General features: G+C 72.7%; 12 protein-coding genes and 1 pseudogene. 8 read left to right on the top strand and 5 right to left on the bottom strand.

What is annotated here, in order from left to right:
* Positions 1–141 precede the first annotated feature (141 nt).
* Positions 142–354: pseudogene (locus tag ACFY0K_RS22820) on the bottom strand (alpha/beta fold hydrolase); the annotation flags it as partial.
* Between the two features lie 437 nt (positions 355–791).
* On the opposite strand from ACFY0K_RS22820, the gene ACFY0K_RS22825 reads away from it, so the two are divergent.
* Positions 792–1,214, top strand: a complete 423-nt coding sequence (locus ACFY0K_RS22825) for a PPOX class F420-dependent oxidoreductase (RefSeq protein ID WP_382720053.1) — start codon at positions 792–794, stop codon at positions 1,212–1,214.
* A gap of 454 nt (positions 1,215–1,668) precedes the next feature.
* On the opposite strand, the gene ACFY0K_RS22830 is transcribed toward ACFY0K_RS22825, so the two are convergent.
* From ACFY0K_RS22830 to ACFY0K_RS22845, 4 genes are all read right to left on the bottom strand, one after another.
* On the bottom strand, positions 1,669–2,031 hold the full coding sequence (locus ACFY0K_RS22830; protein ID WP_390641394.1) for a hypothetical protein: 363 nt from the start codon (positions 2,029–2,031) through the stop codon (positions 1,669–1,671).
* A 29-nt stretch (positions 2,032–2,060) separates the two neighbouring features.
* Positions 2,061–2,807 (bottom strand): hypothetical protein, encoded by a 747-nt coding sequence (locus ACFY0K_RS22835; RefSeq protein ID WP_390641395.1) that lies wholly within the window; start codon positions 2,805–2,807, stop codon positions 2,061–2,063.
* Positions 2,808–2,876: 69 nt separating this feature from the next.
* On the bottom strand, positions 2,877–3,443 hold the full coding sequence (locus ACFY0K_RS22840) for a hypothetical protein (protein WP_390641396.1): 567 nt from the start codon (positions 3,441–3,443) through the stop codon (positions 2,877–2,879).
* 1,152 nt (positions 3,444–4,595) lie between these two features.
* Positions 4,596–4,766 (bottom strand): hypothetical protein, encoded by a 171-nt coding sequence (locus tag ACFY0K_RS22845; RefSeq protein ID WP_390641397.1) that lies wholly within the window; start codon positions 4,764–4,766, stop codon positions 4,596–4,598.
* 272 nt (positions 4,767–5,038) lie between these two features.
* Between ACFY0K_RS22845 and ACFY0K_RS22850 the strand changes: the two genes are divergently transcribed.
* From ACFY0K_RS22850 to ACFY0K_RS22880, 7 genes are all read left to right on the top strand, one after another.
* Entirely contained in the window at positions 5,039–6,496 is a 1,458-nt protein-coding gene (locus tag ACFY0K_RS22850; protein ID WP_390641398.1) for an ATP-binding protein, read from the top strand.
* Between the two features lie 75 nt (positions 6,497–6,571).
* Complete coding sequence (locus ACFY0K_RS22855; RefSeq protein ID WP_351959241.1) at positions 6,572–6,964, top strand: roadblock/LC7 domain-containing protein; 393 nt, start codon at positions 6,572–6,574, stop codon at positions 6,962–6,964.
* 3 nt (positions 6,965–6,967) lie between these two features.
* Positions 6,968–7,354 (top strand): DUF742 domain-containing protein, encoded by a 387-nt coding sequence (locus ACFY0K_RS22860; RefSeq protein ID WP_390641399.1) that lies wholly within the window; start codon positions 6,968–6,970, stop codon positions 7,352–7,354.
* A complete protein-coding gene (locus tag ACFY0K_RS22865; RefSeq protein ID WP_351959242.1) occupies positions 7,332–7,952 on the top strand; it encodes an ATP/GTP-binding protein in 621 nt (206 codons plus the stop codon). Before ACFY0K_RS22860 ends, ACFY0K_RS22865 begins: the two co-directional genes overlap by 23 nt.
* Complete coding sequence (locus ACFY0K_RS22870; RefSeq protein ID WP_390641400.1) at positions 7,918–8,529, top strand: GAF domain-containing protein; 612 nt, start codon at positions 7,918–7,920, stop codon at positions 8,527–8,529. The genes ACFY0K_RS22865 and ACFY0K_RS22870 overlap by 35 nt, the downstream gene beginning before the upstream one ends.
* Positions 8,530–8,995: 466 nt before the next feature.
* Positions 8,996–10,723 (top strand): fatty acyl-AMP ligase, encoded by a 1,728-nt coding sequence (locus tag ACFY0K_RS22875; protein ID WP_390641401.1) that lies wholly within the window; start codon positions 8,996–8,998, stop codon positions 10,721–10,723.
* 146 nt (positions 10,724–10,869) lie between these two features.
* A complete protein-coding gene (locus ACFY0K_RS22880) occupies positions 10,870–24,573 on the top strand; it encodes an SDR family NAD(P)-dependent oxidoreductase (RefSeq protein WP_390641402.1) in 13,704 nt (4,567 codons plus the stop codon).
* Positions 24,574–24,615 lie beyond the last annotated feature (42 nt).

Genomic DNA, 24,615 nt, shown 5'->3' on the forward strand with positions numbered 1-24,615 from the left:
ATCAACGTGCTGTTCGCAATGCTCCGCGACGGCACCTTCTACGAACCCAGAACCCCACGCCTCACTTGACGAAAGACATAGAGGCACCCCCCCGCAGAACAGCCAGCGGATGAACTCGTACGTCGGCGCCACGCCCTCGATGGGCCCCAGGACATCGGGGTGGTGCGGGGAGCGCCCGTGACCTGGACGGTCGACCACGTACACGGCGTAACCGGCCTGGAGGAACCGGGTGGCCCAGCCAGGGCGCCCGTCCGGCGTCGACAGGTAGTCCGTGCCCTGGCCGCCGCCCCCGTGGACCATCACCACGGGCAGCGGATACCGGAGATCGGCCGGGATCTGGTACTGGACATACATCGCGGCCTCGGCGGCGGTCCCGGCCTCGGTCGGCTTGCACCCGACACCGACCCAGAACGCGTTGCAGAACAAGCAGTTGGTGCCGCCGGGCAAGGATCTCGATGTCTTTGTCCCGGTCGCTCATCGGCGGTAGGCGCAGGGGCGACACCAGGGTGTTGGTCGCAGCGAGGGAGGCCAGGCACAGCAGCACGGTAGATCATGATGCCGTCCGCGTCTGTCCACGTGAAGACATCGGAGCTGTTGGCGAGCGCGGCCTGAGTGGCCAGCCGATCAAGGCACCCACCTGGGAAGATGATGTATCGGCCCCCGCATGGTCACCGAGAATCGCGATCTTCACAGCGGCCCTGCGAGCGCGCCCGCGGGCGCGTCCCCATGAGAGTGTGGACAGGAATCAGCGGGCGGGGATCCGCTGTCGCGTCGGATCGAGGAGAAGCACCATGTCGAAGCCCCCGCTCACCCCCGAAGCTGTCGCCATGATGAAGAAGGCGAACCCGGCGGTCATCGCCACGCTCCGATCGGACGGTCAGCCGGTTTCCACCGCCACCTGGTATCTGTGGGAGGACGACGGCCGCATCCTGGTCAACATGGACGAGGGTCGCCGGCGCCTGGGGCACCTGCGCAACGATCCGCGGGTCACCCTCACGGTGCTGGACGAGGCCGACTGGTACAACCACATCAGCATCATCGGCCGAGTCGCCGAGATCCGAGAGGACAAGGATCTCACCGGCATCGACCGGCTCAGCAGGCAGTACACCGGTAAGCCCTACCCGCAACGGGACCGGGCGAGGTTCAGCGCCTGGATCGAGATCGAGCGCTGGCACGGCTGGGGCGCCCACAAGGACAGCAACCAGGCGGGGTGACGGAGGCGTCGCTCGCGCTGCGGTAGCGGCGGCTCCGGGCGGTCTCACGGCTCAGCCGACACGATGCACGGCGACATCCCCGCACCGGACTGAGCATTCAACTCCCGCTCCGGACACAGCAACCAGGGTCGATCCAGACCCGAGGGCGGGCACTTCAGCCAGCCGCCGCTGACGGTGTCGGGGGCCAGCGGCGGCGCCACGCCCGGCGCTGAGGACGCGATCAGCACGAACGGACGACCCCGGCAGCGGCTCCCTCACGCCGGACGACGCTGGACTGCCGTTCGCACGGTGAGGCCGCAGACGTTCCTCCACAGCACCCGGACGTCCCCCGGAGCGAACCGTCCCGGGCCGAGGGCGAGCGGGGCGACGACGCCCAGCCCCCGTGGACCCCCGTGGACCCCCGTGGACGACACCGTCGCCGGGGGCCGGGGGAGGGTGCACTTTTCCGGCGCTGTCACTTGTTCGCGGCCCGCCTGCCGTCCAGCATTCCGTGCAGGTGCGCGACGGCGTTCTCGATGTCCGGGTATTTCTGCTGTCCGGCGCGTACCTCGGCGGAGAGCACACCGCAGCGGTGGACGCGCTCGAAGTCGCCGTAGGGGAACTTGTACCGGCCCTTGGTCTCCTCTCCCATCTCGTCGTCGATGCCCAGGTACCACCTGGCGTACTCGTCGAACCCGTGCTCCTCGAGGTAGGCGTTCTCGTCCGCTGCCGAAGGCCGGTGCTCGCTCCACTCGTCCCGGTCGTCCAGGACGATGCGGTCCTCTTCGGTCAGTTTCTTTGCGTGGTCGAACGCCCTCGCGTTCAGTTTCACCGTCATGCCGTTCACCGCCTCATCGACAGTCGTGTTCAGATGTCGGCTGCCGCCGCCCGGACATCCTGTCGAGCCTGCTCCATCAGCTCGTTCAATTCGCCGACCTCGGGGCTGAGTTCCCGCGCGCGCGGCGCGATCTGCTGCAGCCATGCCGCAGTGGCCAGGGCCAGCTCGACCGCCTCCCGGGTCCGCTCCTCACCGAGCAGCTTCTCGACCTTGAAAGCAATGCTCGCGAGCGTGTCGTCATCGGTGGCAGGCACCAAGTAGGGTTCCAGGCCCGGCGGATACGGTGTCCGCTCCCGGTACTCACGCATCGCGGTCACGACCGCGGGCACCGCGCTGTACCTGTCGAGGAGGCCCATGAAGACGTACAGGCGGGCCACCAGCCGTGGCAGGCCGGGGTGCCGGTCCAGCCAGGACATCAGCTCACGCTGACCACCGACGTGGTCCATGATCTGCGACATCTCCTCCGCGACCCGGCTGGGCCAGGTCCAGTGGAAGGGCAGCAGCCGCGCCACCTGACGGGCGAGCGCCGCCTCGCCCTCCGCGCCCAGCGTGCCGGCGACGAATCCGGCGACCTGCCTGTGGTCCAGTCCGTAGTCGGCCGGTGCCGTCCAGTCCTGTGAGGTCTGTGACGAGTCGTGGCGCAGACGCAACAGCTCTTTTCCGGTCTTGCTCAGTGTCCGGTTCCGCATTGTTCCTCCCAGCTCGCGATGTGTTCTTCGGCGGCGCAGCGGGAAGCCGTAGCCGACACTGGACAGCGCGGCGTCCGGGACGCGCACGGCGCCTGAGCGCGATGTACCCGTCCCCGGGCGGTCCGGCCCGGGGACGGATGAGGATGGCGGCACTGGTCAGGAGGCCGGTGCGGTTCCGCCGCCGGCCTCGCTGGTCTTGACGCGGACCACCACGTCTGCCGCCTCTTCCAGGCTGTGGTCGAGGTTGTTGAGGAACCGCTCGTCGTCGGTGCGGATGCCCCGGAGTATGTCGGTGTCGAGGCTGTCGCCGATCTCATCGGCGAAACGCTCTGCCGCGCGGGCGGCCGCCGCCGCCTTGGCCGCGACGGCGAACTCCTCCTCGATGTCCTTCAGGAGGCGTTGCGGAGTGTGACCATCGTGCCCGCTTCGCACGGCTGACGGCAGCTCCGACACCTGCCGCCACAGCACGCGGCCGGTGCTCACGGCCTGACCACCCAGGGTGATGAAGGCTTTGGACAACGGTCCTCGGGTGCTCAGCTGCTCCAGTCGGCGATTGAGCTCGTGGATGTGGTCATCGACCTCCTGGATGTGGTCCTCCAGGGTCTGCCGGTGGTCCCTCGCGGGTTCGGCGGCCAGATCCGCCCGCAACTGGCCGATGACCGCCTCCTCGGCATCGCGGACGTCGCGCAGCAGCGGGATGACGGCCTCAACGGTGACTGCCATCAGAACTCCTCACGTGGCGGTGGACAAAGGTGGTCGGAGGGCCTGCCTGGGTGCCGCGGGGGCAGCGGGCCGGCGCCCGGCCTGGGGACCGGAGGCCAGTCCCCCTTCTTGATCTCCACATGCCGGGCCTTCGCCGGCTGGGCCTTGGGCCCGGATACCGAGACCACGCCGTCGGACAGTGCGGCGTTCCCTCGGCCCGCACGTCACCGGGCAGCACCACCCGGAACTCGAAGCGTCCGGTGCGCCGGGTCCGGTGCCGTATGAGGCCTTTGCGCTCGCGATCCTTGATGTCTCCGGAGATCGCCGGTTCCCGGTCGTTGATCTCCATGTCGATGTCCTCGCTCCTGACGCCGGGAAGTCGGGCGGCGACGAATGTGTTCGACTCGCTGTCCATGGGGCGTTCCGACGTCCGCATGCCGTGCGAGGCGGATCGCTTGGCCCTACTCAGTGTCTTGTGGCAAAAGGAGTCCCTGTTCTTGTGGAGGGAGCTGTACCCTCCCTCCTGCTTCGCCGCATCGGCGGAGGCGATGGCAGACTGGGAAAGCGACCTGGAATTCCAGTATCCGAGCCATGAGGCGACGATGCACTTCCAGCACCCGCCGGCCAAGCGCGGCGGGCTTCGGATGGGACGCGAGGTGTCCCGGCCGTCCGCCCTTTCCATGCTGCGGCAAGCCGCCACGACACCTGTGCGGCGGGTAGCGCGCGATGAGGCCGTCCAGGTAGGCGGGGCCGAACGCGCCAGGTCTTCACCGCAACAGTCGGTCGCGGTGGGGCACCGCGACCTGCTTCGCCGCCGCAACGCGAGGCCTCGCGCCCCGAACGTCCCGGGCGACCGCGCGCCATACGTTCCGTCAGTGGGTTCGGCATCCTTGGCATCACGGTCGCCGCATCCCCTGTGTGGAACATCCTCGAGGAGCACGGCATCGGCACCGCACCCGAGCACACCGGCACAACCGGCGCTGCATTCCTGCGCTGTCGAGCACAGGCCATCCGCGCCGTCGATTTCTTCGCGACCAAGACCCTGACCGGGGCGACCCCGTACGTCCTCGCGACGATCGAGCACGCCACCCGGCGTGTGCGGATCCCCGGTGCGACCGCGCACCCGACCGCGGCATGGGCCACCCGGCTCGCCCGAAACATGCTCACGGACCCTCAGGACACGGACGCCGGCGTGGCACCCTCGGTGAGCAGGGCAGGTCCCGTGCCGGCCTGCTGGTTGCCGGTCGTGCGACGCAGGACGCCCTCGTCGTCGAACTCCGGCCTCGCCAGCCGTAGCGTCACGTCGGCGCGGTCGGCCAGAGCCACGTCGACCTTCTTGCGCATCTCGTCGAGCGGTGTCCCGACTCACACGCCGGGACGGGCACATGGAAGCGAAGACAAGGACAACGGTTCGATCTCTGTGCCTGTCAGAGGCTGGACACCGGAGTCCTGGTGCGCGGTAACGTGCCCGCTCGGCCTGATCTTCGCACTGTCCAGGGACTGTTATGCCCGATCCTTTCACGCCGCCGGACGACCGGCCTGCGGTGCCCGTGACCGCCCGTGTGACGGCCGAGTCGCGAGCCGGGTCCTTGAGGCGGCGTCGGTTGCGGTGGTCCGTGCTGCCACCGGGCGTGGTCGCCGTGGTCGGTGCGGTGGCCACCGCGCTGGTGAGTGATGGCCACCTGGACCGGGCCGACCAGGTGGCGATGTCCGGCGGTGTGGTCCTCATCGGCGCCATGGCGGCAGGAATCGCGGGTGTAAGGGCTTCGGCGGAGGCACGAGCAGTCACCAAGCACTGGACGGAACTGTCCCGTGCGGCCGACCGGGACCGTGCCGAGGTGGCCGAGCTGATCCGTATCACAGCCGAGGGCAGAGCCGAACTGGAGTCGCTGTTCCATCGGCTGAGGGCCGGGGAGCCCCCTGTGCGGCGTCGGCCGGAACTGCCCCCGCAGACCGGTCCGGACGAACTCTCCCGCCTCGGATTCGAGATCGCTGCGGCCCGGCACGAGGCGGAGGCAGCCCTGCTGGAGACCGCCGCTGGCGCGCTCGGCGCGGAACACACTGCCCGGCTTGAGCAGTTCGAGGTGTTCGCCAACCTGGCGCGTCGACTCGAGTCACTGGTGCACCGCGAGATCGGACTGCTGGACAGCCTGGAGAACGAGGTCGAGGACCCCGACCTGCTCAAGGGGCTGTTCCGGGTGGACCATCTGTCCACCCGGATCCGCCGCTACGCCGAGAACCTTGCCGTGCTCGGCGGCGCGAACACCCACCGCCAGTGGACCCGTCCCGTCGGCCTGACCGACGTGCTGCGTTCCGCCGTCGCCGAGATCGACCAGTACGCCCGGGTCAAGCTGGTCCCGCCCATCGACGGAACGGTCAGCGGCCACGCCGTGGTCGACGTCGTCCATCTGCTGGCCGAGCTGCTGGAGAACGCGACGGTCTTCTCACCGCCCCAGACCACCGTGCACGTGCGGGTCGAGCCCGTCGCTGCCGGGGTGGCGATCGAGGTCGAGGACCGAGGCCTGGGCGTGTCGGCAGCCGAGCGCAACCAGATGAACACGGTGCTGGGCGCACCCGACAAGGTCGCCCTCGGCGAACTGCTGCAGGACGGCCGGATCGGCCTGTACGTGGTCTCGGTCCTGGCCCAGCGGCATGACATCGCCGTGCAGTTGCAGAGCAACGTCTACGGCGGCACTCAGGCCGTCATGGTGTTGCCCACGGCGCTGCTCGGCCCGCAGCCGGCAGCTCCCGCGCCCGAGCACCCCGTTGTCGCGACCCCTGACGCGGTGCCGCAAGACCCAGGGGAACCCGAGGCGACGGACCCCCCGGCGACAACGCTGACCGTCGTCGCGGATCCGCGCGTGTCCGATTCCGAACCCCAGCCCGCCCCGATGCCCTCCGACGGCAAGGACGACCGTCCGCGGCTGCCTCAGCGCCGCCGCCAGGACCACGCCGCCGAACAGCCGCACCCGGTCCCCGGCACCGGTGCCGCCGAGGACATCGCACACGACCCGGGCCTGATGGCCGCGTTCCAGACCGGACTGCGCAGAGCCGAGGAAGCGGAGACGCACTGACAGCCGAGCCGCCCTGAAGGCCCCGGGGCCCCGTCCAGCAAGCCGTTTCCTTCCGTCGAAGAGGAGTACACGATCGTGGCGAGCGAAGACCTTTCCTGGCTGTTGACGGGTCTGGTGAACCGGGTGCCACACACCCGCAGTGCCTTGTTGCTGTCCTCGGACGGACTGGTGAAGGCAGCGGAGGGACTCGACGGGGACGCCGCAGACCAGTTGGCCGCCCTTGCCAGTGGGCTGTACTCGTTGGCGCGCAGCGCGGGCCGGCACTTCGACGACGGCGGTGACGTGCGACAGATCGTGACGGAACTCAGCTCCTCGCTGCTGTTCGTCTCGGCCGCCGGGCACGGCGCGGTGCTGGCGGTGCTGGCCGGACGCGAGGCGGACGCAGCGGTGCTGGGCTACGAGATGGGGATGATGGTGAAGAGCGTGCGCCCGCACCTGGCCACACCACCCCGGCACCCGGTGGGATGACCGATGACGCCGGTCCTCCCAGACGGACCGCTGATCGACGAAGCGGTCGGGCGGCTGGTTCGTCCCTACACCGTGAGCGACGGCCGGACCAGGGCCACGTCCCACTTCACGCTCGTGACCGTGGTGCGGGCCACTGGCGCCCAGACGCAGGGCGCCTTCGGACTGGACCATGCGCAGGTGCTGGCGCTGTGCGAGCGGCCGGTGAGCGTCGCCGAGGTCGCGGCCCGGATGCAGGTGCCCGCCGCCGTGGTCAAGGTGCTGCTGTCAGATCTGGCCGAGGGCGGCGCGGTGGTCGCAGGTGATGCGCCCCCGTCCGCCCCGGGGCACTCCGCACGACCTGATCGAGACCTCCTGGAAGCGGTACGCGATGGCCTCCTCAAACGACTGTGATCCGCTGCCCGCCCATGTCCTGCCGGTGGGAATCAAGGTGCTCGTCGCCGGCGGGTTCGGCGTGGGAAAGACGACCTTCGTCAACGCGCTCAGCGAGATCGAGCCGCTGAGCACCGAGGAGATACTGACCGCCGTCAGTGCGGCCACGGACCGGCTGGACGGAGTGGAGAACAAGGCCACCACCACGGTGGCCCTGGACTTCGGCCGGATCACGCTCAGCCCGTCCCATGTCCTGTACTTGTTCGGCACGCCAGGACAGGAACGCTTCTGGTTCATGTGGGACGAGCTTTCGGAGGGAGCGCTCGGGGCGGTGGTCCTCGCCGACACCCGCAGGCTGGAGCACTCCTTCGCAGCGGTGGACTTCTTCGAGCGGCGCGGCATCCCCTTCGTCGTCGCCGTCAACGAGTTCGACGGCGCCCACCGCTACCGCGCGGAGGAGGTGCGGACCGCTCTCGACCTCAGACAGGAGGTGCCGGTGGTGCTGTGCGACGCCCGCGTCCAGAGCGCGGGCATCCGCGTGCTGCTCGAACTGATTCAGTATCTGCTCACGACAAGGAGTTCCCATGGCAGCGACACCGACCAACTCCTCCGGGCCTGAGTCCGGGATCGCCCTGCGACACCTGCTCCTCCCCCCGGAGGACCCACAGGTGCGTACCCGAACCGAGCGGCTGCGCGAGCTGGGCATCGAAGCCCGCCCGGATACGGAACTCGACGCCTTCGCGCGGAAGCTGGCACACCGTACCGGTGGCTGCTACGCCGGGGTCAACTTCTTCCTCGACGCCGACCGCCAGTACTTCGCAGGGTTGTACAGCGTCGCACAGGACACCACGGTCCATGTGGGACCGCCGCTGCTGGAGGACCCGGTGCCCGGCCGCGTCATGCCCCGCGACATCGACATGGGCATCTGCCCGCACGTGGTCAAGCGCCGCCGGGCGCTGGTGCTGGAAGACATCCGGGACTTCCCGCGGTTCGCCGGTAACCCCGTGGTCGACGCGATCGGCGTCCACTCCTACCTGGGCGCACCGCTGATAGACAGCACCGGCGTGGTGCTCGGCACGATCTGCGTGGTCGACCAGGACCCGCACCCATGGGGGCGTACGGGGCTGGAAACCATCAAGGCCATGGCAGCGGAACTGGTCGAACGGCTCGAGGAGTCGGCGCGCCGTCGCAGCTGACCAGCGCTGCCGGACTCGCACAACCCATCCATGGTCTGTGCGCTGCAGGTTCTGGGGAACGGCCGTCGACAAGCGGGCGTGCTGGTCGGACACCCTGTGCCGTTCGATGCCGAAGCGTCCCACGGCCCAGCCGTCGGCCAGTGAGCGGCTCCGACCGTCGGGAGGGCGCCGGGCGCGTGGACGGGCGAGCCGCCCCGGCGGAGCCGGCGGACAGCCAATTCCCTTTGGACACGCAGCGTTTACATGCGTTCGACCCGTCGACCGGCGGGACTTGTTATGGTGTTACTCATTGGTAGCAAGTTGCGTGGGGGGCGCGGGGAGACCTGCGGCCATTTCGCCGCCGGGCTGGTGGCGAGACGGATGACCTGGCAAGGGGGCCAGGTCAACGGCTTCTGCGCGTGCGCGTCACGCGCCCGTCGAGCTCCAGTTCCCTCACCCGCTGACCCGGACAGGTGGGACTCGACACATGGCTCGTTCCCTGGTCGAATTACTGACCGTACACACCCAGCAACAGCCCGACCGTACCGCCTACCGGTACCTCCTCACCGGCGACTGCGACGGGGAGACCCAGGAGATCTCCTACGGACAGCTGGCCCGCCGCTCCCGGGCCGTCGCCGCCTGGCTCCAGGACCGTGGCCTGGCCGGCGCGCGCGCCCTCCTGCTCCATCCGCCCGGCCTGGAGTTCGTCTCCGCCTTTCTGGGCTGCCTCGCCGCCGGCGTGGTCGCCGTGCCGGGGGTGCCCCCGCAGGGGCGGTCGCAGAACCACCGCGCTCTCGTCCGGATGAAGCGTCTGATGGCCGACTCCGACGCCAAGGTGATCCTCGGAAGCCGTGAAGTCGTCCGCGCCTTGCGCACCTGGACCGAGGACCTGCCCGACCTGGACGCGGTCACCTGCGTCGCCACCGAGGACATCCCCGACGCCGCCGCCGGTTCCTGGCACGCCCCCGACCTCACCGCCGACTCGGTGGCCTTCCTGCAGTACACCTCCGGCTCCACGTCCGCTCCGCGCGGTGTGGCGGTCACCCACGGCAACCTGCTGGACAATGAGCGGATCATCACCGAGCGGATGGGGCACACCCCGGACGCCCTCGCGGAGCACGGCGGGGAATTGATCCTCAGCTGGCTCCCCGTGTACCACGACATGGGTCTCATGGGCCCGGTGCTGAACACGCTGTACCTGGGCGCCACGGCCACGCTCTTCTCGCCTTTGCACTTCCTGCAGAGCCCCGATCGCTGGCTGACCGCGATCAGCCGCTACCGGCCGCACACCAGCGGCGGCCCGAACTTCGCCTACGAGCTGTGCCTGAAGCACGCCACCGCCGACCTGGTCGACAGCCTCGACCTGAGCGCGTGGAAGGTCGCCTTCAACGGTGCCGAACCGGTGCGCGCGGCCACACTGCGACGGTTCAGCGAGGCCTTCCGCGCGGCCGGCTTCCGCCATCAGGCGTTCTACCCCTGCTACGGCCTGGCCGAGGCCACCTTGATGGTCACCGGGGGTGCGGTGGACGCCCCGCCCACCCTGCTGGAGGCCGCCGAGACCGGCCCGCACGCCGGCGAGGCGGACGCGGCCGCCGTGGGCTGCGGCCGGCCCGGGGCCGGGATCACCGTGGTGATCGCCGACCCCGACCGGCAGGAGGAACTGCCCGAGGGCGAGGTCGGCGAGATCTGGGTCGCCGGCGCGAGTGTGGCCAAGGGTTACTGGCGCAACACCCTTGCCACCCGCGAGACCTTCCGCGCCACCCTGTCCGGCCGCGAGGGCCGCTTCCTGCGCACGGGCGACCTCGGCTTCCTGCGGGACGGCGAACTGTTCGTCACCGGCCGCCTGAAGGACCTCGTCGTCATCGACGGGCGTAACCACTACCCGCAGGACCTGGAGCTGTCCGCGGAGTTGTCCCACCCGGCACTGCGGCCCGGCTGCACCGCAGCGTTCTCCGTGGACGCCGGCGGCGTGGAGGGCGAACAGGTCGTCGTGGTGGCCGAGGTGGCGCCCGACGCGGCCGGCGAGGCCGAGAAGATCACCGACCTGGTGCGCAGCGCGATCGGTCAGGCCCATGGCCTGTCGGTGAGGGACGTGGTGCTGGTCCGCCCCGGCACCATCCCGAAGACGTCCAGCGGGAAGATCCAGCGCCACGCCTCCCGGGCGGCCTACCTCGACGGCACCCTCGCCCCGGTGGACGTGCCCGTCACGGGATGACCCCACCAGCCGCGGCGCGCCCGCCCGCGCCGGCCGCACGTCCGTCGACTTCGGCCGTACATCACCCGATCTCAGCCGTACGCCGCTGCCGCATGCGGTCGTGCGGAATCCGCCCGCGTCACCGCTGCCTGAGGACACCTGCCCAGATGCCTGCGAACGAGCCCCGGAAGCAGTCCACCAGCATGCCGCTCACCACTGCCGAGGACGTACGGGCCTGGCTGGGGTCGGCCGTCGCCGAGGTCGCCGGGCTCGACCCGCGAGCCGTCGACCCGGACCGGCCGATCGCGGAATTCGGGCTGGGGTCACGCCGGTTGGTGACGCTGGCCGCGGAACTCTCCGCACGGACCGGCCGACCACTGGAGCCATCGCTCGTCTTCGACCACCCCACGATCGCCGCGCTGGCCGACGCGGTCCTCGGCGGGCCGCCCGCTCCGACGGCCGGCCCGGTCTCCGCCGAGGCTCCGCCGCGGGCGGCGGACGGCGACATCGCCATCGTCTCCATGGCCTGCCGCTTCCCCGGTGGCGCCGACGATCCCGAGGGGCTGTGGCGGCTGCTCGCCGCCGCCGAGGACGCCATCTGTGAGGTACCGGCGAGCCGTTGGGACACCCAGAACCTCTACGACCCCGACCCCGAGGCCACCGGCAAGGCGTACACCCTGCGTGGCGGCTTCCTCGACGGCATCGACCGCTTCGACGCCGCCTTCTTCGGGATCTCGCCACGAGAGGCCGACGCCATGGACCCGCAGCAGCGGCTGCTGCTGCAGACCAGCTGGGAGGCGATCGAGCGGGCCGGGATCGTCCCCGAGACGCTGCACGGCAGCCTCACGGGCGTCTACATCGGCCTGTACGACAGCGGATACCTCGCCTCCGCCTCGCTGGCCCAGCTCGACGGGCACGTCGGCACGGGCTCGGCACCCAGCGTGGCCTCCGGGCGCATCGCCTACACCCTCGGTCTGCAGGGTCCGGCGGTCACCGTCGACACCGCCTGCTCCTCCTCCCTCGTCGCCCTGCACCTGGCGGCCCGCGCGCTGGCGGCAGGTGAGTGCGACCTCGCCCTGGCTGGCGGCGCGAGCCTGCTGGTGACCCCGCGGGGACACGTGGAGTTCAGCAGGCTGCGTGGGCTGTCGCCGTCCGGGCGGTGCAGCCCCTTCTCGGCCGACGCGGACGGCGTGGTGTGGGCGGAGGGCTGCGGTGTGGTGCTGCTCAAGCGGCTGGCCGACGCTCGCCGCGACGGCGACCGGGTGCTCGCCGTGGTCAAGGGCTCGGCCGTCAACCAGGACGGCCGCAGCCAGGGGCTGAGCGCCCCCAACGGCCCGGCGCAGGAACGGGTGCTGCGCGCCGCCCTCGACGCCGCCGGACTCGCACCGGACGACGTGGACCACGTCGAGGCGCACGGCACCGGCACCCGGCTCGGCGACCCCATCGAGGGTCGCGCACTGGCCGCCGTGTTCGGACCGGGCCGCCCCGCCGACCGGCCTCTCGGCCTCGGCTCGCTGAAGTCCAACATCGGTCACACCCAGGCCGCCGCGGGCATCGGCGGCGTGATCAAGACGGTGCTCGCGCTCGGGCACGAGCTCGTACCACCGTCCCTGCACGCCGAGACCCTCACGGAGCACGTCGACTGGGCCGGCAGCGGCCTGGCCGTGCACGGCAGCGCCCGGGCGTGGCCGCGCGACGGCGCCCGCGTGCGGCGGGCCGGGGTGAGCGCGTTCGGCATCAGCGGCACCAACGCGCACGTCGTGCTGGAGGAGGCACCACAGGACGTCGTCGCACCGGCCGGGGCGGAGGCGGAGTCGCGCGGCCCGACACTCTTCCCGCTCTCCGCCCGCACGCTCCCCGCGCTCCAGAGCCAGGCCGGTCGACTTCACGCACGTCTCGTCGCGCGGCCGGAGTTGCCGCTGCCCGCCGTGGCCGCGACGCTGGCCCACCACCGCACCCACTTCGAGTACCGTGCCGTCGTCCAGGCGGCCGGCCGGGACGAACTGCTGAGCGCGCTGCGGGCCCTCGCGGAGGGCCGGCCCGATCCCGACCTGACCGCCGGCCCCCGGCGGACGCTGCCCGCGGGCAAGGTGGCCTTCGTCTTCCCCGGTCAGGGCGCCCAGTGGGTTGGCATGGCACGTGACCTGCTCGAACGCGATCCCGTGTTCGCCGACGAACTCGACCGCTGCGACGCCGCCCTGCGACCGTTCACCGTCTGGTCCGCGGCTGCGGCTCTGCGCGGTGAAGCGGGAGCCCCGTCCCTGGACCGTGTGGATGTCGTCCAGCCGGTGCTCTTCGCGGTGATGGTGTCCCTGGCCGCGGTGTGGCGGGCCCGTGGCGTCCGGCCGGACGCCGTGATCGGGCACAGCCAGGGCGAAGTGGCCGCGGCCTGCGTCGCCGGCGCGCTCAGCCTCAACGACGCGGCCGTGGTGGTCGCCCTGCGCAGCCGGGCTCTGACCGAGCTGTCCGGCACCGGCGCCATGGCCGTCGTCAGCCTGCCGCACACCGAGGTGGTCACCCGCATCGCGGGTCTCGGTGACCGGGTCTCGGTCGCCGCCGTGAACAGCGGCCGGGCGACCGTGATCGCCGGTGACGTGGAGCCGCTGGAGGGCCTGCTCGCCGGCCTCGACGGGGAACAGGTCTTCGTCCGTCGCCTCGACGTCGACTACGCCTCCCACAGCGCCCGGGTCGAGCAGGTGCGCGCGACGATCCTCGACGAGCTCGACGGCGTGACCACGTACCCCACGTCGGTCGTCTGGTACTCCACCGTCACCGGTGAGCCGGTCACCGAGGAGCTGGAGGCCGACTACTGGTACACCAACCTGCGCGAACCCGTCCGCTTCGCGCACGCGGTGGAGCGCATGGCGGCGGACGGCTACCGCCACTTCGTCGAACTCAGCCCGCATCCGTCCCTGCTCACCGCGATGCACACGATCGGCGAGGACTCGGGCCACGAACTGGTCGTCGTCGGCTCCCTCCGCCGCGACGAGGACGGACCCGCCTGTCTGGACCGCGCCGCCGCCGAACTGCACGTCCACGGACGGCGGTCGGACTTGCGGCGCCTGGTCGCCGACACCGCGTGGGCGGACCTGCCGACCTACGCCTGGGACACCCGGCGCCACTGGATCGCACCCGAGTCCGCTTCGGGCGGTCCGGGCCTGTTCGACCGTGCCGCGCACCCGTTGCTCGGCGTCCAGTTGCAGTCGGCCGACGAGACCCGCTGGACCTTCCGCAACGAGTGGTCCCCGGCCACCGCCGACTGGCTGTCCGACCACACCGTGTTCGGCCGGACCGTGATGTCCGGCACGACCTTGCTGGAGTTGTGCCGGGCCGCCCTCGCCGTGGCCCGCCCGGACGAGCCGGCCGACGTGACCGACCTGCTGTTGCTCACACCCCTCGTGCTGCCCGCATCCGGCACGGTGGAGGTGTCCGTCGAGGTGGTCACCGCCGGCCCGGCACCCGAGCTCACCGTGCACAGCCGCCCGCGCGGCCAGGAGGCCACCTGGACCCGGCACGCCACCGCCTCGGCGGCCGGGACGACCCCGGTGGCGGGGCGGCCGCCGGTGTGGCCGCAGGCGGCGGAGCCCGCCTGGAGCCCGGACACGTACGAGCGGCTGACCGGGCTCGGCCTCGGCTACGGTCCGGCCTTCCAGGGCGTACGGGAGGCGGTGGTGACCGGCGCCGGCGAGCTGCTGGCCCGGCTGTCGCTGCCGTCCGTGGCCCACGACCTGGCCGACCCCTACCCGGTCCACCCCGCACTGCTGGATGCGGCGCTGCACGTGGCCGCGGCCCTCGAAGGAGGCGCCGCCCCCGACGGCCGGGTGCTCCTTCCGGTCGCGGTGGGCCGCGCAGCGCTGTCGCACCGCGGCGCCGACGACCTCACCGTGCTCGTGCGGCGCACCGGCGTCACCGAAACGGACCTCACGCTGGACGTGACGCTGTGGGACGCCGACGGCTTCCCCGTGGGCCGGCTGGAGGGGGTACGGCTGCGGGCCGCGAGCCCGGCGGATCTCGCCGGCGGCTCGGGCAACGGGCGGCACCTGTACGAGGTGGTCTGGACGGCCGCGCCCGAGCCGAGGGTCCCGCAACCGGCCGGTGACTGGACCGTCGTCGGCGATCCGTCCGACCCGGACGTCGTCGCGGCCCTGCGCGGCCTCCAGGCCGCGGGGATCCCATGTCGCGACACGGGTGGCGACGTGCTCGTACGGTTCTGGCCACCACCGGCCGAGGACGCCGAAACGGCCGCCGCCGCACGGCAGGTGACGGAAGCCGCGCTGGCCGAACTGCAGACACTCGCCGCACAGGAGAAGGCACCCACCCGGACCGTCTGGGTGACCCGCGGCGCGGTCGCGGCCGACGACCGGGACACCGTGCCGGGCCTCGCCCAGTCGGCACTGTGGGGCCTGGCCCGCAGCGCCCGTGCCGAGCATCCGGACCTCGGGCTGACGCTGCTCGACCTCCAGGACACCGATCCCGCGGCTGCCCTGCTCGCCGCCGTCGCGCACCGGGACGAGCCCGAACTCGCCGGGCGCGCGGGCACCTTGCTCGTGCCCCGGCTCGTGCGCGCCCGCGCCGCCGACACGGACCGTGCACGGACACCCGTCGACGGCACCGTACTGATCACCGGAGGCCTCGGCGCCGTCGGACGCCACATCGCCCGGCTCCTCGCCGAACGGGGCGTGCCCCGCCTGCTGCTGACGTCCCGGCGCGGAGCCGACGACCCGCGCGCCGCCGAGGTCGTCGCGGAACTGGCAGCGCTCGGCGCCGCGGTCGAGGTGGCGGCCTGCGACGTCGCCGATGCCGCGGCCTTGGCCGGCATCGTCGGTCCAGTCGCCGACGAACTCCGCGGCGTCGTGCACTGCGCCGGCGTCCTGGACGACGGGGTGGTCGCCGAGCTGACCCCCGAACGCCTCACGCGGGTGCTCAGCCCCAAGGTGGACGGCGCCACCCACCTGCACCGGCTCACCGCGGACGCGCAGCTCGACCTGTTCCTGCTGGTCTCCTCCGCAGCCGGTGTCGTCGGCAACGCGGGCCAGGCCAACTACGCCGCCGCCAACGCCTTCCTCGACCAACTCGCCCACCACCGGCGCGCCTCGGGGCTGCCCGCAGTGTCGGTCTCCTTCGGCGCCTGGACGGGCGAGGGTCTCGCCGCCGAACACGCCGACCTGGAGCGGATGGCCCGCCTCGGCTACCGCGCCCTGCCCCCGGAACAGGGCCGCGACCTCGTCGAACTCGCGCTGCGCCGGGGCGCCCCGCACCTGGTCGCCTGGGCGCTCGACCTGCCCCGCCTGCGTGAGACCACGGCCGGCGCGGGCGGCGGTGCGGCCGCGCTGTGGCGCTCCCTGCTGCCCGCGCCCCGCCCCGGGCAGGACGGCGCGGACGGCCTGACGGACCGGCTGGCCCGGCTGCCGGAGGCCGAGCGCGCCGACCGCGTCCTGGCCCTGGTCCGCGAGGAGGCCTCCCGCGCCCTCGGTCTGCGCTCGGCGGAGTCCGTCCGCGCCGACCAGCCGCTGCGCGATCTCGGCATGGACTCGGTGACGGCGGTGGAGCTCCGTAACCGCATCGGCGCCCGCCTCGGCTCCCGGCTCCCGGCCACCCTGCTGTTCGACCACCCCACCCCGGCCCGCCTCGCCGAACACCTGCTGGCCACCGTGATCGCGACGAGCGGCCCCACCGCCCGCCGCCCCGCCGCCGCGTCGCACCCCCGCACCGCGGCGCACGACGAGCCGGTCGCCCTGGTGGCCATGGCCTGCCGCCTGCCGGGCGGCGTGGGTGACCCGGAGGAGCTGTGGCAGCTGGTCGCCGAGGGCCGTGACGCGGTCGGCCCGTTCCCGGCCGGGCGCTGGGACGTCGAGTCGCTGTACGACCCCGACCCGGAGGCGCCGGGCAAGTCGTACGCCCGGGAGGGCGGCTTCCTGGACGACATCGAGTCCTTCGACGCGGGCTTCTTCGGCATCACCCCGAAGGAGGCGGCCGCCATGGACCCGCAGCAGCGGCTGTTGCTGGAGACCGCGTGGGAGGCGCTGGAGCGCGCCGGGATCGTGCCCGCCGAACTTGCGGGCAGCACCGCCGGCGTGTACGTCGGCATGTTCAGCAGCGACTATCTTTCGGGCTCGCGGCTCGACCAGCTGGACGGGTACGTCGGCACCGGGTCGGCGCTCAGCGTGGCGTCGGGCCGGCTGGCGTACGCGCTCGGGCTGCACGGCCCGGCGCTGACGGTGGACACGGCGTGCTCGTCGTCGCTCGTCGCGGTGCACCTGGCGGCGCAGGCGCTGCGGTCGGGCGACTGCGACCTGGCGCTGGCCGGCGGTGTGACGCTCATGGTGACCCCGCAGACCTTCGTGGAGTTCAGCCGGCTGCGGGGCCTGTCCCCGACCGGCCGCTGCCGCTCCTTCTCCGACGACGCCGACGGCGCCGTCTGGGCGGAGGGTGCCGGCATGCTCGTACTGAAGCGGCTGAGCGACGCGTGGCGGGACGGCGACGAGGTGCTTGCGGTGCTGCGCGGCACGGCCGTCAACCAGGACGGTCGCAGCCAGGGCCTGTCCGCGCCCAACGGCCCGGCGCAGGAACAGGTGATCCGGCGGGCCCTGGAGCTGTCCGGCCTCGAACCCGCCGACATCGACTACGTCGAGGCGCACGGCACGGGCACAACGCTGGGCGACCCGATCGAGGCGAACGCCTTGGCGCAGGTCTTCGGTGCCTCCCGCCCCCGGCACCGCCCGCTGTACCTGGGCTCGCTCAAGTCCAACCTCGGCCACACGCAGGCCGCCTCGGGCATCGCCGGACTGATCAAGGTGGTGCAGTCGCTGCGCCACGGGATGCTGCCGGCCACCCTGCACGCCGGCACACCGAGCCGGCACGTCGAGTGGGACGGCAGCGGCCTGCAGCTGCTGCAGGAAGCCGTGCCGTGGCCGGCGGCGAAGGCGCGCGTCCGGCGGGCCGGCGTCAGCGCCTTCGGGATCAGCGGGACCAACGGCCACGTGATCGTGGAGGAGGCCCCGTCGTCCGCGCCGGAGCCCGGTCTCGCGAGTGAACCACCGTCTGCCAAGCGGCTGTTCATCCTGTCCGGGCGGAGCGAGGCCGCGCTGCGCGGGCAGGCCGCACGGCTGGCCCGGCACCTGACCGGGGACACGCCGCTGCCGGACGTCGCCTACACCCTGGCCCGGCACCGCAGCCACTTCCCCTGGCGGGCGGCCGTCACGGCGGGCGACGTGGGCGAACTGAGCGCCGTGCTCGATGCGTTGGGCAGCGGACGGGCACAACCGGCCACGCCGCGGGAGGAGGCGACGGGCAGGGTGGCCTTCGTCTTCTCCGGGCACGGCGGCCAATGGCCGGGCATGGGAATGGAGTTGCTGGCCGGGTCGGCGGCGTTCCGCGAGGAGCTGACCCGGGTCGACGAGGCGGTGCAGCGGCACGTCGGCTGGTCGGTGCTCAACGCGCTGCGGGCACCTGAGGAGTTCTCCCCGCTGCATCGGACCGAGTGCCTGCAACCGGTGCTGTTCGCGGTCGACGCGGCGCTGGCCGCCGCGTGGCGGGCCCTCGGCGTGGTCCCGGACGCCGTGGTCGGGCACAGCCTGGGCGAGATCGCCGCCGCGTACAGCGCGGGCGCCCTCGGCCTGGACGACGCCGTGGCCGTGGTGACCGGTCGGGCCGAGGCCGTCGTCCCGCTGGTCGGGCAGGGTGGCATGGTCGCGGTGGAACTGCCGCGGGCGCGGGTCGAGGAACTGCTCGCCCCCTACGCGGGCCGGCTGTTCGTCGCCGCGGTTAACAGCGCGGGCTCCACGGCCGTCTCCGGCGCCGCCGACGCGCTGGCCGAGCTGCGCCGCGGGCTCGAGGAGCGTGGGATCGCCGTACGACGGCTGTCGACGCCGTTCGCCTCGCACACCCCGCTGATGGAACCCCTGTGCAAGGAGCTGCTCGACCGCTTCTCCGGCATCCGGGGCGCACGGGCGTCGACCCCGCTGTACTCGACGGTGCTGGCCGAACCCGTCTCCGGCGACCGGCTGGACGCCGAGTACTGGTACGCCAACCTCAGGCAGCCCGTCCGGTTCGCCGACACCGTCCGACGGATGCTGGACGACGGCTACCGCTACTTCGTCGAGCTCAGCCCGCACCCGTCGCTGCTGTCGTCCATCGAGGCGGTTGCGGCCGAAGCCGGCATCGACGTGGCCGGCGTGGGCTCGCTGCGCCGTCAGCAGGACGGACCCGGCATGCTGCTGCGCGGGGTCGGCGAGCTGTACGTCGCGGGCCACACGCCCGACTGGCCCGCGCTGTTCCCGCAAGGCCGTCGCGTCGATCTGCCGACGTACGCCTTCGCCCGCGAACGCCACTGGCTCACGCCCGCCCCGGCCACAACCACGGGCTCCTCACCGTTCCTCGGCACCCACCTCGAGTCCAGTGACGAGCCCGGCCGGCACCTGTTCCAGAGCGACATCGACCTGCGGGACAGCCGCTTCGCCTATCTGAGTGACCACCGGGTGGACGGCGAGGTCTGGCTGCCCGGCGCCGCCTTCCTCGACATGGTGCTGGAGGCGGCCTCCGCGGTGCAGGACGGGCGCCAAGTCCACCTGAGCGAGATCGAGTTCGTGCAGCCGTTGCGGATGGATCCCGAACGGCCCGTACGGGTGCAGCTGGTGCTGCGGCCCGCCCGGGACGGCTTCCGGTCCTTCACCGTCGCCTCCGCGGGGGCCGGCGAGCGGCGCCCGCGGTGGGTGCGGCACGTCGGCGGACGCGTCGCGGTGACCGGCGAACAGCCTCCGCCGGACGTACGGCTCGACGACTCGCGGCTCACCACTGTGCGTGAGCAGTGCACGCAGGACGCGGACCTGCCGGCGGTGTACGCCGGGCTGAGCGCCCTCGGCATCGACTACGGCCCCGCCTTCCGGGGTCTGGAGCAGGGCCGCCGCGGCCACTCGGCGGCCCTGGGCCGGCTGGCCGCCAGGCCCGCCGCGGGTCATCTGCTGCATCCCGCGGTCCTCGACTCCGCCCTCCACACGGCCGCCCTGCCTCAGGACGCGCCCGAGGGCCGGGCGTTCGTGCCCGCCGGGGCGGGGCGGCTGCGGTTCACCGGCCGGCGCACCACGCCTGCCTGGGCCGGCTGCGAACTGCGCTCCGTGTCCGGCGACACCGCCACCCTGGACATCAGGATCTGGGACGAGGACGAACAACTCGTCCTGGAGATCGAGGAGTTCCGGCTGGCCGCGCTCTCGCCGCCGGACAGCGCCCTCTTCGAGACCCGCTGGCACCCGCGCCCGGTGGCGCAGCAACCGCCGGTGAAGGGCAGTTGGCTGATCCTGGCCGACGGCACCGGGGTGGCGGATGCGCTCGGCGAGCGGTTCGGCTCCTCGGCGCCGCATGTCGTGGCCCGCCGGGGCAACGCCTTCGCCGTCGAGGGACCGGGACGCTACGTCCTCGATCCGGCCGACCCCGACCACCTGGCCCGGCTGCTGGAGGAGGCCTTCGCGGGCGGACAGCCCGAGCAGGTGGTGCAGCTGACCGCCCTCGACGCCCCGGCGATCGGCGACGCCGGATCGGCCGAGCAGGCGGCGCGACTGTGCTGCCTGAGCACCCTGCACCTGGTGCGCGCCCTCGTCGGCCGTCCGCAGGGCCGGCCTCCGCGCCTGTTCGTGGTCGTACGCGGCAGTCAGGCAGCCGGCGACAGCACCGGGGTGACCAACCCGCAGCAGGCGCTCGCCTGGGGCTTCGGGCTCACGGTGGCGCAGGAGTACCCGGAGCTGTCGGCCACGCTGATCGACCTGCCGCCCTCCGACGGCGTCGACGCCCTGTGGACCCAGCTCAGGCACGCCGACGACGAACGGCTCGTCGCGCTGCGCGGCACCGGCCGCCTGGTGCCGCGCCTGGCCCACACCCGCCCGGACGACGGCCATCACGGCGAGACCTCAGTGGACGGCGTGCACCTGATCACCGGCGGTCTGGGCGGCCTCGGCCGCGTCGTCGCCGAGCGGCTGGTCCGCCGCGGGGCCCGCCGACTGGCTCTCATGAGCCGGGGCAGGCCCGACGCGGAGGCCGGCAACTGGATCAAGGGTCTGGAAGAGCGAGGCGTCACCGTGCACCTGGCCCGCGCCGACGTCGCCGACCGGGAGAGTCTCACGGCCGCCCTGGACGCCGTACGGCACGCCTGCGGCCCGGTCGCCACGGTCGTGCACACCGCTGGTGTGCTCGACGACGCCACGGTGGCGAACCTGACCGACGAACGCGTCCTGCGCGTCCTCGCCCCGAAGGTTCTGGGCACCGCTCTCCTCACCGAGCTGATCCCGGAGGCCCGGAACCTGATCCTGTTCGCCTCCGCGGCAGGACTCCTCGGGTCGGCCGGGCAGAGCCCTTACTCGGCGGCGAACGCCTTCCTCGACGCCTGGGCACACCACCTTTCCCACGCCGACCGCCGGGCGCTGAGCCTGGACTGGGGCGCCTGGGCCGGTGTCGGCATGGTCGGCCAGTCCGGCACCCGGGCCGCCGAGACCAGCCGCTCGGGCCTGGTCGCCTTCTCGCCGCAGGAGGGCGGCGAGCTGTTCGAGCGGGTCCTGGCCACCGCCCGCCGCCAGCTCGCGCCGATCGCCCTGGACCGGGAGATGCTGACACTCGTGCCCGACGCCGTGCGCACCCGCCCGATCCTGGGCGACCTGGTCACCGTCCCGACGGGCACGGCCGCCTCGGACGACCTCGTCAAGAAGGTGTTCGCGGCGACGACCGACCAGGACCGCGCCACCTGGCTGGAGGCGTACGTCCGGGCCCGGGTCGGCGAGGTCTCCGGCGGAGCGGTCGACGCGTCGGCGACCACGGCCCTGAAGGAACTGGGCCTCGACTCCCTGATGCTGGTGCGGTTGCGCAACGCCTTCGTCCGCGAACTGGGCGTGGAGCCGTCGGCCGCGGACGTGTTCGCGGCGTCCGACATCCGCGGCCTCGCCCAGGCCCTGGCCGAGGGCCTCCCGGAGCGGGGCGCCGTGGCGCGGCAGGACTCCGGCGACCTCGCCCGGGAGGTCCCGGAGACCGAACTGCGGCCCGCGACGCGCGACGTCGTACGACTGCTGCGCAGCGCCCGGCCGGGCATGCCGGACGCGGCGCACGGCATCGGCCTCGCCGTACGGCTGATCGCGCCGACCGCACCGGAGACGCTCACCGGCATCCTCACCCGGCTCGTCGCGCGGCACGCGGCCCTGCGCACCGCGATCACCACCGGGGAGGAAGGCGTCCGGCAGCTGCGCGTGGACCGGGAGCCGGCGGAGCCGGTGCTGCGCTGTACGGCCGTCGAAGGCCCACTCGACGGCGCCGAGCGCCTGCGCGCCCTGATGGAGCCGCCGTTCGACCTGGCGACGACACCGCTGTGGCGGTTCGAGCTGGTGGACGGCGGCACACACGGCCAGATTCTGGTGTTCGGCGCCCACCACGCGGTCAGCGACCTGCAGTCGCTGCTGCTCGTGGCCGGGGAGATCGACGCGGAACTGTCCGGCACCCCCCTCGACGACGCCGTCACCAACCGCGACATCGCCCTGCTCATCGAGGCCCAGCAGGGCGGCGAGGGGGCGGGCGCCGAGTGGCGCGAGCACTTCCACGGCAGCGAGCGGCTCGACCTGGAGCTGGACCGGCCGACCCCGGCGAGCCGGTCGTACCGGGCCGGCAGCGTGACCGCGACGATTCCCGACGGGCTGATGGAACGGGTTGCGGCGGCCGCGAGCAGGCTGGCCGTCACTCCCGCCGCCTTCTGCCTCGGCACCCTGACGGTGCTGCTGGCCAGGAAGCGGGAACGGGAGCGGTTCGTGCTCGCCGTGCCCGTGGACACCCGCATCCACGCCGACGCGTACGACGCGGTGGGCTTCTTCGGCGTGCCGGTGCCGTTCCCGGCCGAGGCCCGCGCGGGCGAACAGGTGGCCGAGGTGCTGCGCCGCACCGACGCGCGCCTGCAGCGCCTCCTGGCCAAGGGCGCCATGTTCACCGACGTCCTGGCCACCCTGGCCCGGCAGGGCCTGCACCGGGAGAACGCGCCGCTCGTCGAGGTCTACTTCAACTACGTACAGTCCTCCCGCCACCTCACCCGGCTGGAGGTGTTGCCGGCCGGCACCGGCTACTCCGACCTCGACCTGATGATCACCATGACCCCGAACGCGGCCCGCATCCGGCTCGACCACAACGTGGACATCCTGGACGCCGCGACCACCGCCGAGCTGGGGGAGGAGTTCCTGCGGTTGCTGGGGGAGGCTGCTGAGGACCCGGCGGCACCGGCGCGCCCCGGCACCTCGGCTCCCGCGGGCACGGCGCCCGCACCTCGCCGGTCCCTGGCCCTCGCCGCCACCTTCGCCCTCGGCAACCTCCCGCTGATGTGCGAGGCAGCTGTCGAGAACGGGGCCGCCGGGGACGGCGGACCGGCGATCACCGAGGCGCCGTACCACCACGTGCTCGCGAGTCTCCAGGACCCCTCGGGTGTCTTCGCGGACCCCGCGACCGCGGTGGGTGCGGTGCTGCTGCGGGCGGTGGACCTGGAGCGCTTCGGCCCGGTCGACGACGCGCTGCTCGCCGAGCTGCGCACCGCCTACCCGACCGCGCTGAAGGCCCTGTCGGAACGCACCCGCAAGCCGCTGATCGTCGGCTTCCTGCCCGCCGCCCGTCAGGAGGACCGACTGACGCAGTGGGAGCGCGAGGTCGCCGCCGACCTGGCCGGGCTGCCCGGCATCGCGGTGCTCGGCCCCGACGACTGGACCCGGCACCACCCGGGCGGGGAGCGCTTCGACGAGCGGACCGAGCGGCTGGCCCACCTGCCCTTCACACCGCCCTTCCAGGCGGCCGTGGCGCTGCGGCTCGGCGAGGTCGTACGGGCGGTGCTGCGCCCCGCGCCCAAGGTGATCGCGGTGGACGGCGACGAGACCCTGTGGGGCGGGGTCGCCGGCGAGATCGGCCCCGAGGCCGTCGACCTGTCCGGCCCGCGTGCCCTGCTCGCCCGCAGGCTGCTGCAGTGGCGCGAGACGGGCGCGCTGCTGGCGCTCGTCAGCAACAACGACGAGGTCACGGTCCGCGCCGTCCTGGAGCGCCCGGACAGTTTGCTGAGGGCGGAGCACTTCAGCGTGCTGTCGGCCGGCTGGGGACCGAAGCCGGGCCGCCTGGCCGAGGCCGCACGCACGCTCGGTCTCGGCCTGGACAGCTTCCTGTTCCTGGACGACAACCCCGCCGAGATCGCCAAGGCGCGCTCCGCGCTGCCGCAGATGCTGTCGGTGACCTGCCCGTCCACGGACGAACTGGCGGAGTTCCTGGACCGGTTGTGGCCGCTGGTCCCGGCGGCGGCGACCGCCGAGGACGCGCTGCGGGCCCGGTTCTACGCGCAGGAGCGGGAGCGGGAGACCGTCCGCGAAGCGGCCGGGTTCGAGGAGTTCCTCGCGCAGCTGGAGCTGGAGGTCGACGTCCGGGCGCTGTCCGAGACCGACGTACAGCGGGCCGAGCAACTCGTCCGCCGCACCAACCAGTTCACGCTGCACTCCCGGTCGGCCGACGGCGGCGACGTCGCCCGGTGGCGGGAGCGGGGCGAGGTGTGGACGGCGGCGGCCCGGGACCGGTTCGGTGACTACGGGCAGATCGCCCTCCTCGCCCTGTGCGCGGAACGCGACCAACTCGAGGTCATGGGCTGGCTGATGAGCTGCCGAGCGCTCGGCCGAGGGGTCGAGGAACGCCTGTTGCAGTGGCTGGCCGACCGTGCCGGGGAACTGGGCTGCACGAAAGTCCGGCTGGCGGCGGAGCGCACGGAGCGCAACGTACCGGCACGGCGACTGCTGGCCGCTCTCGGCGGCGGTGACCAGGACGACGAGAGCCTGGAGGCCGTGGTCACACCGGACCACCTGAGGGCGTTCCGGTCCTGGGAGCAGCAGTGAGGACGTGCCGCAGCACGCAGGCGAGGACTTCCTCGGATGCCG

The organism is Streptomyces sp. NPDC001507 (assembly GCF_042894765.1).
GTDB lineage: Bacteria > Actinomycetota > Actinomycetes > Streptomycetales > Streptomycetaceae > Streptomyces.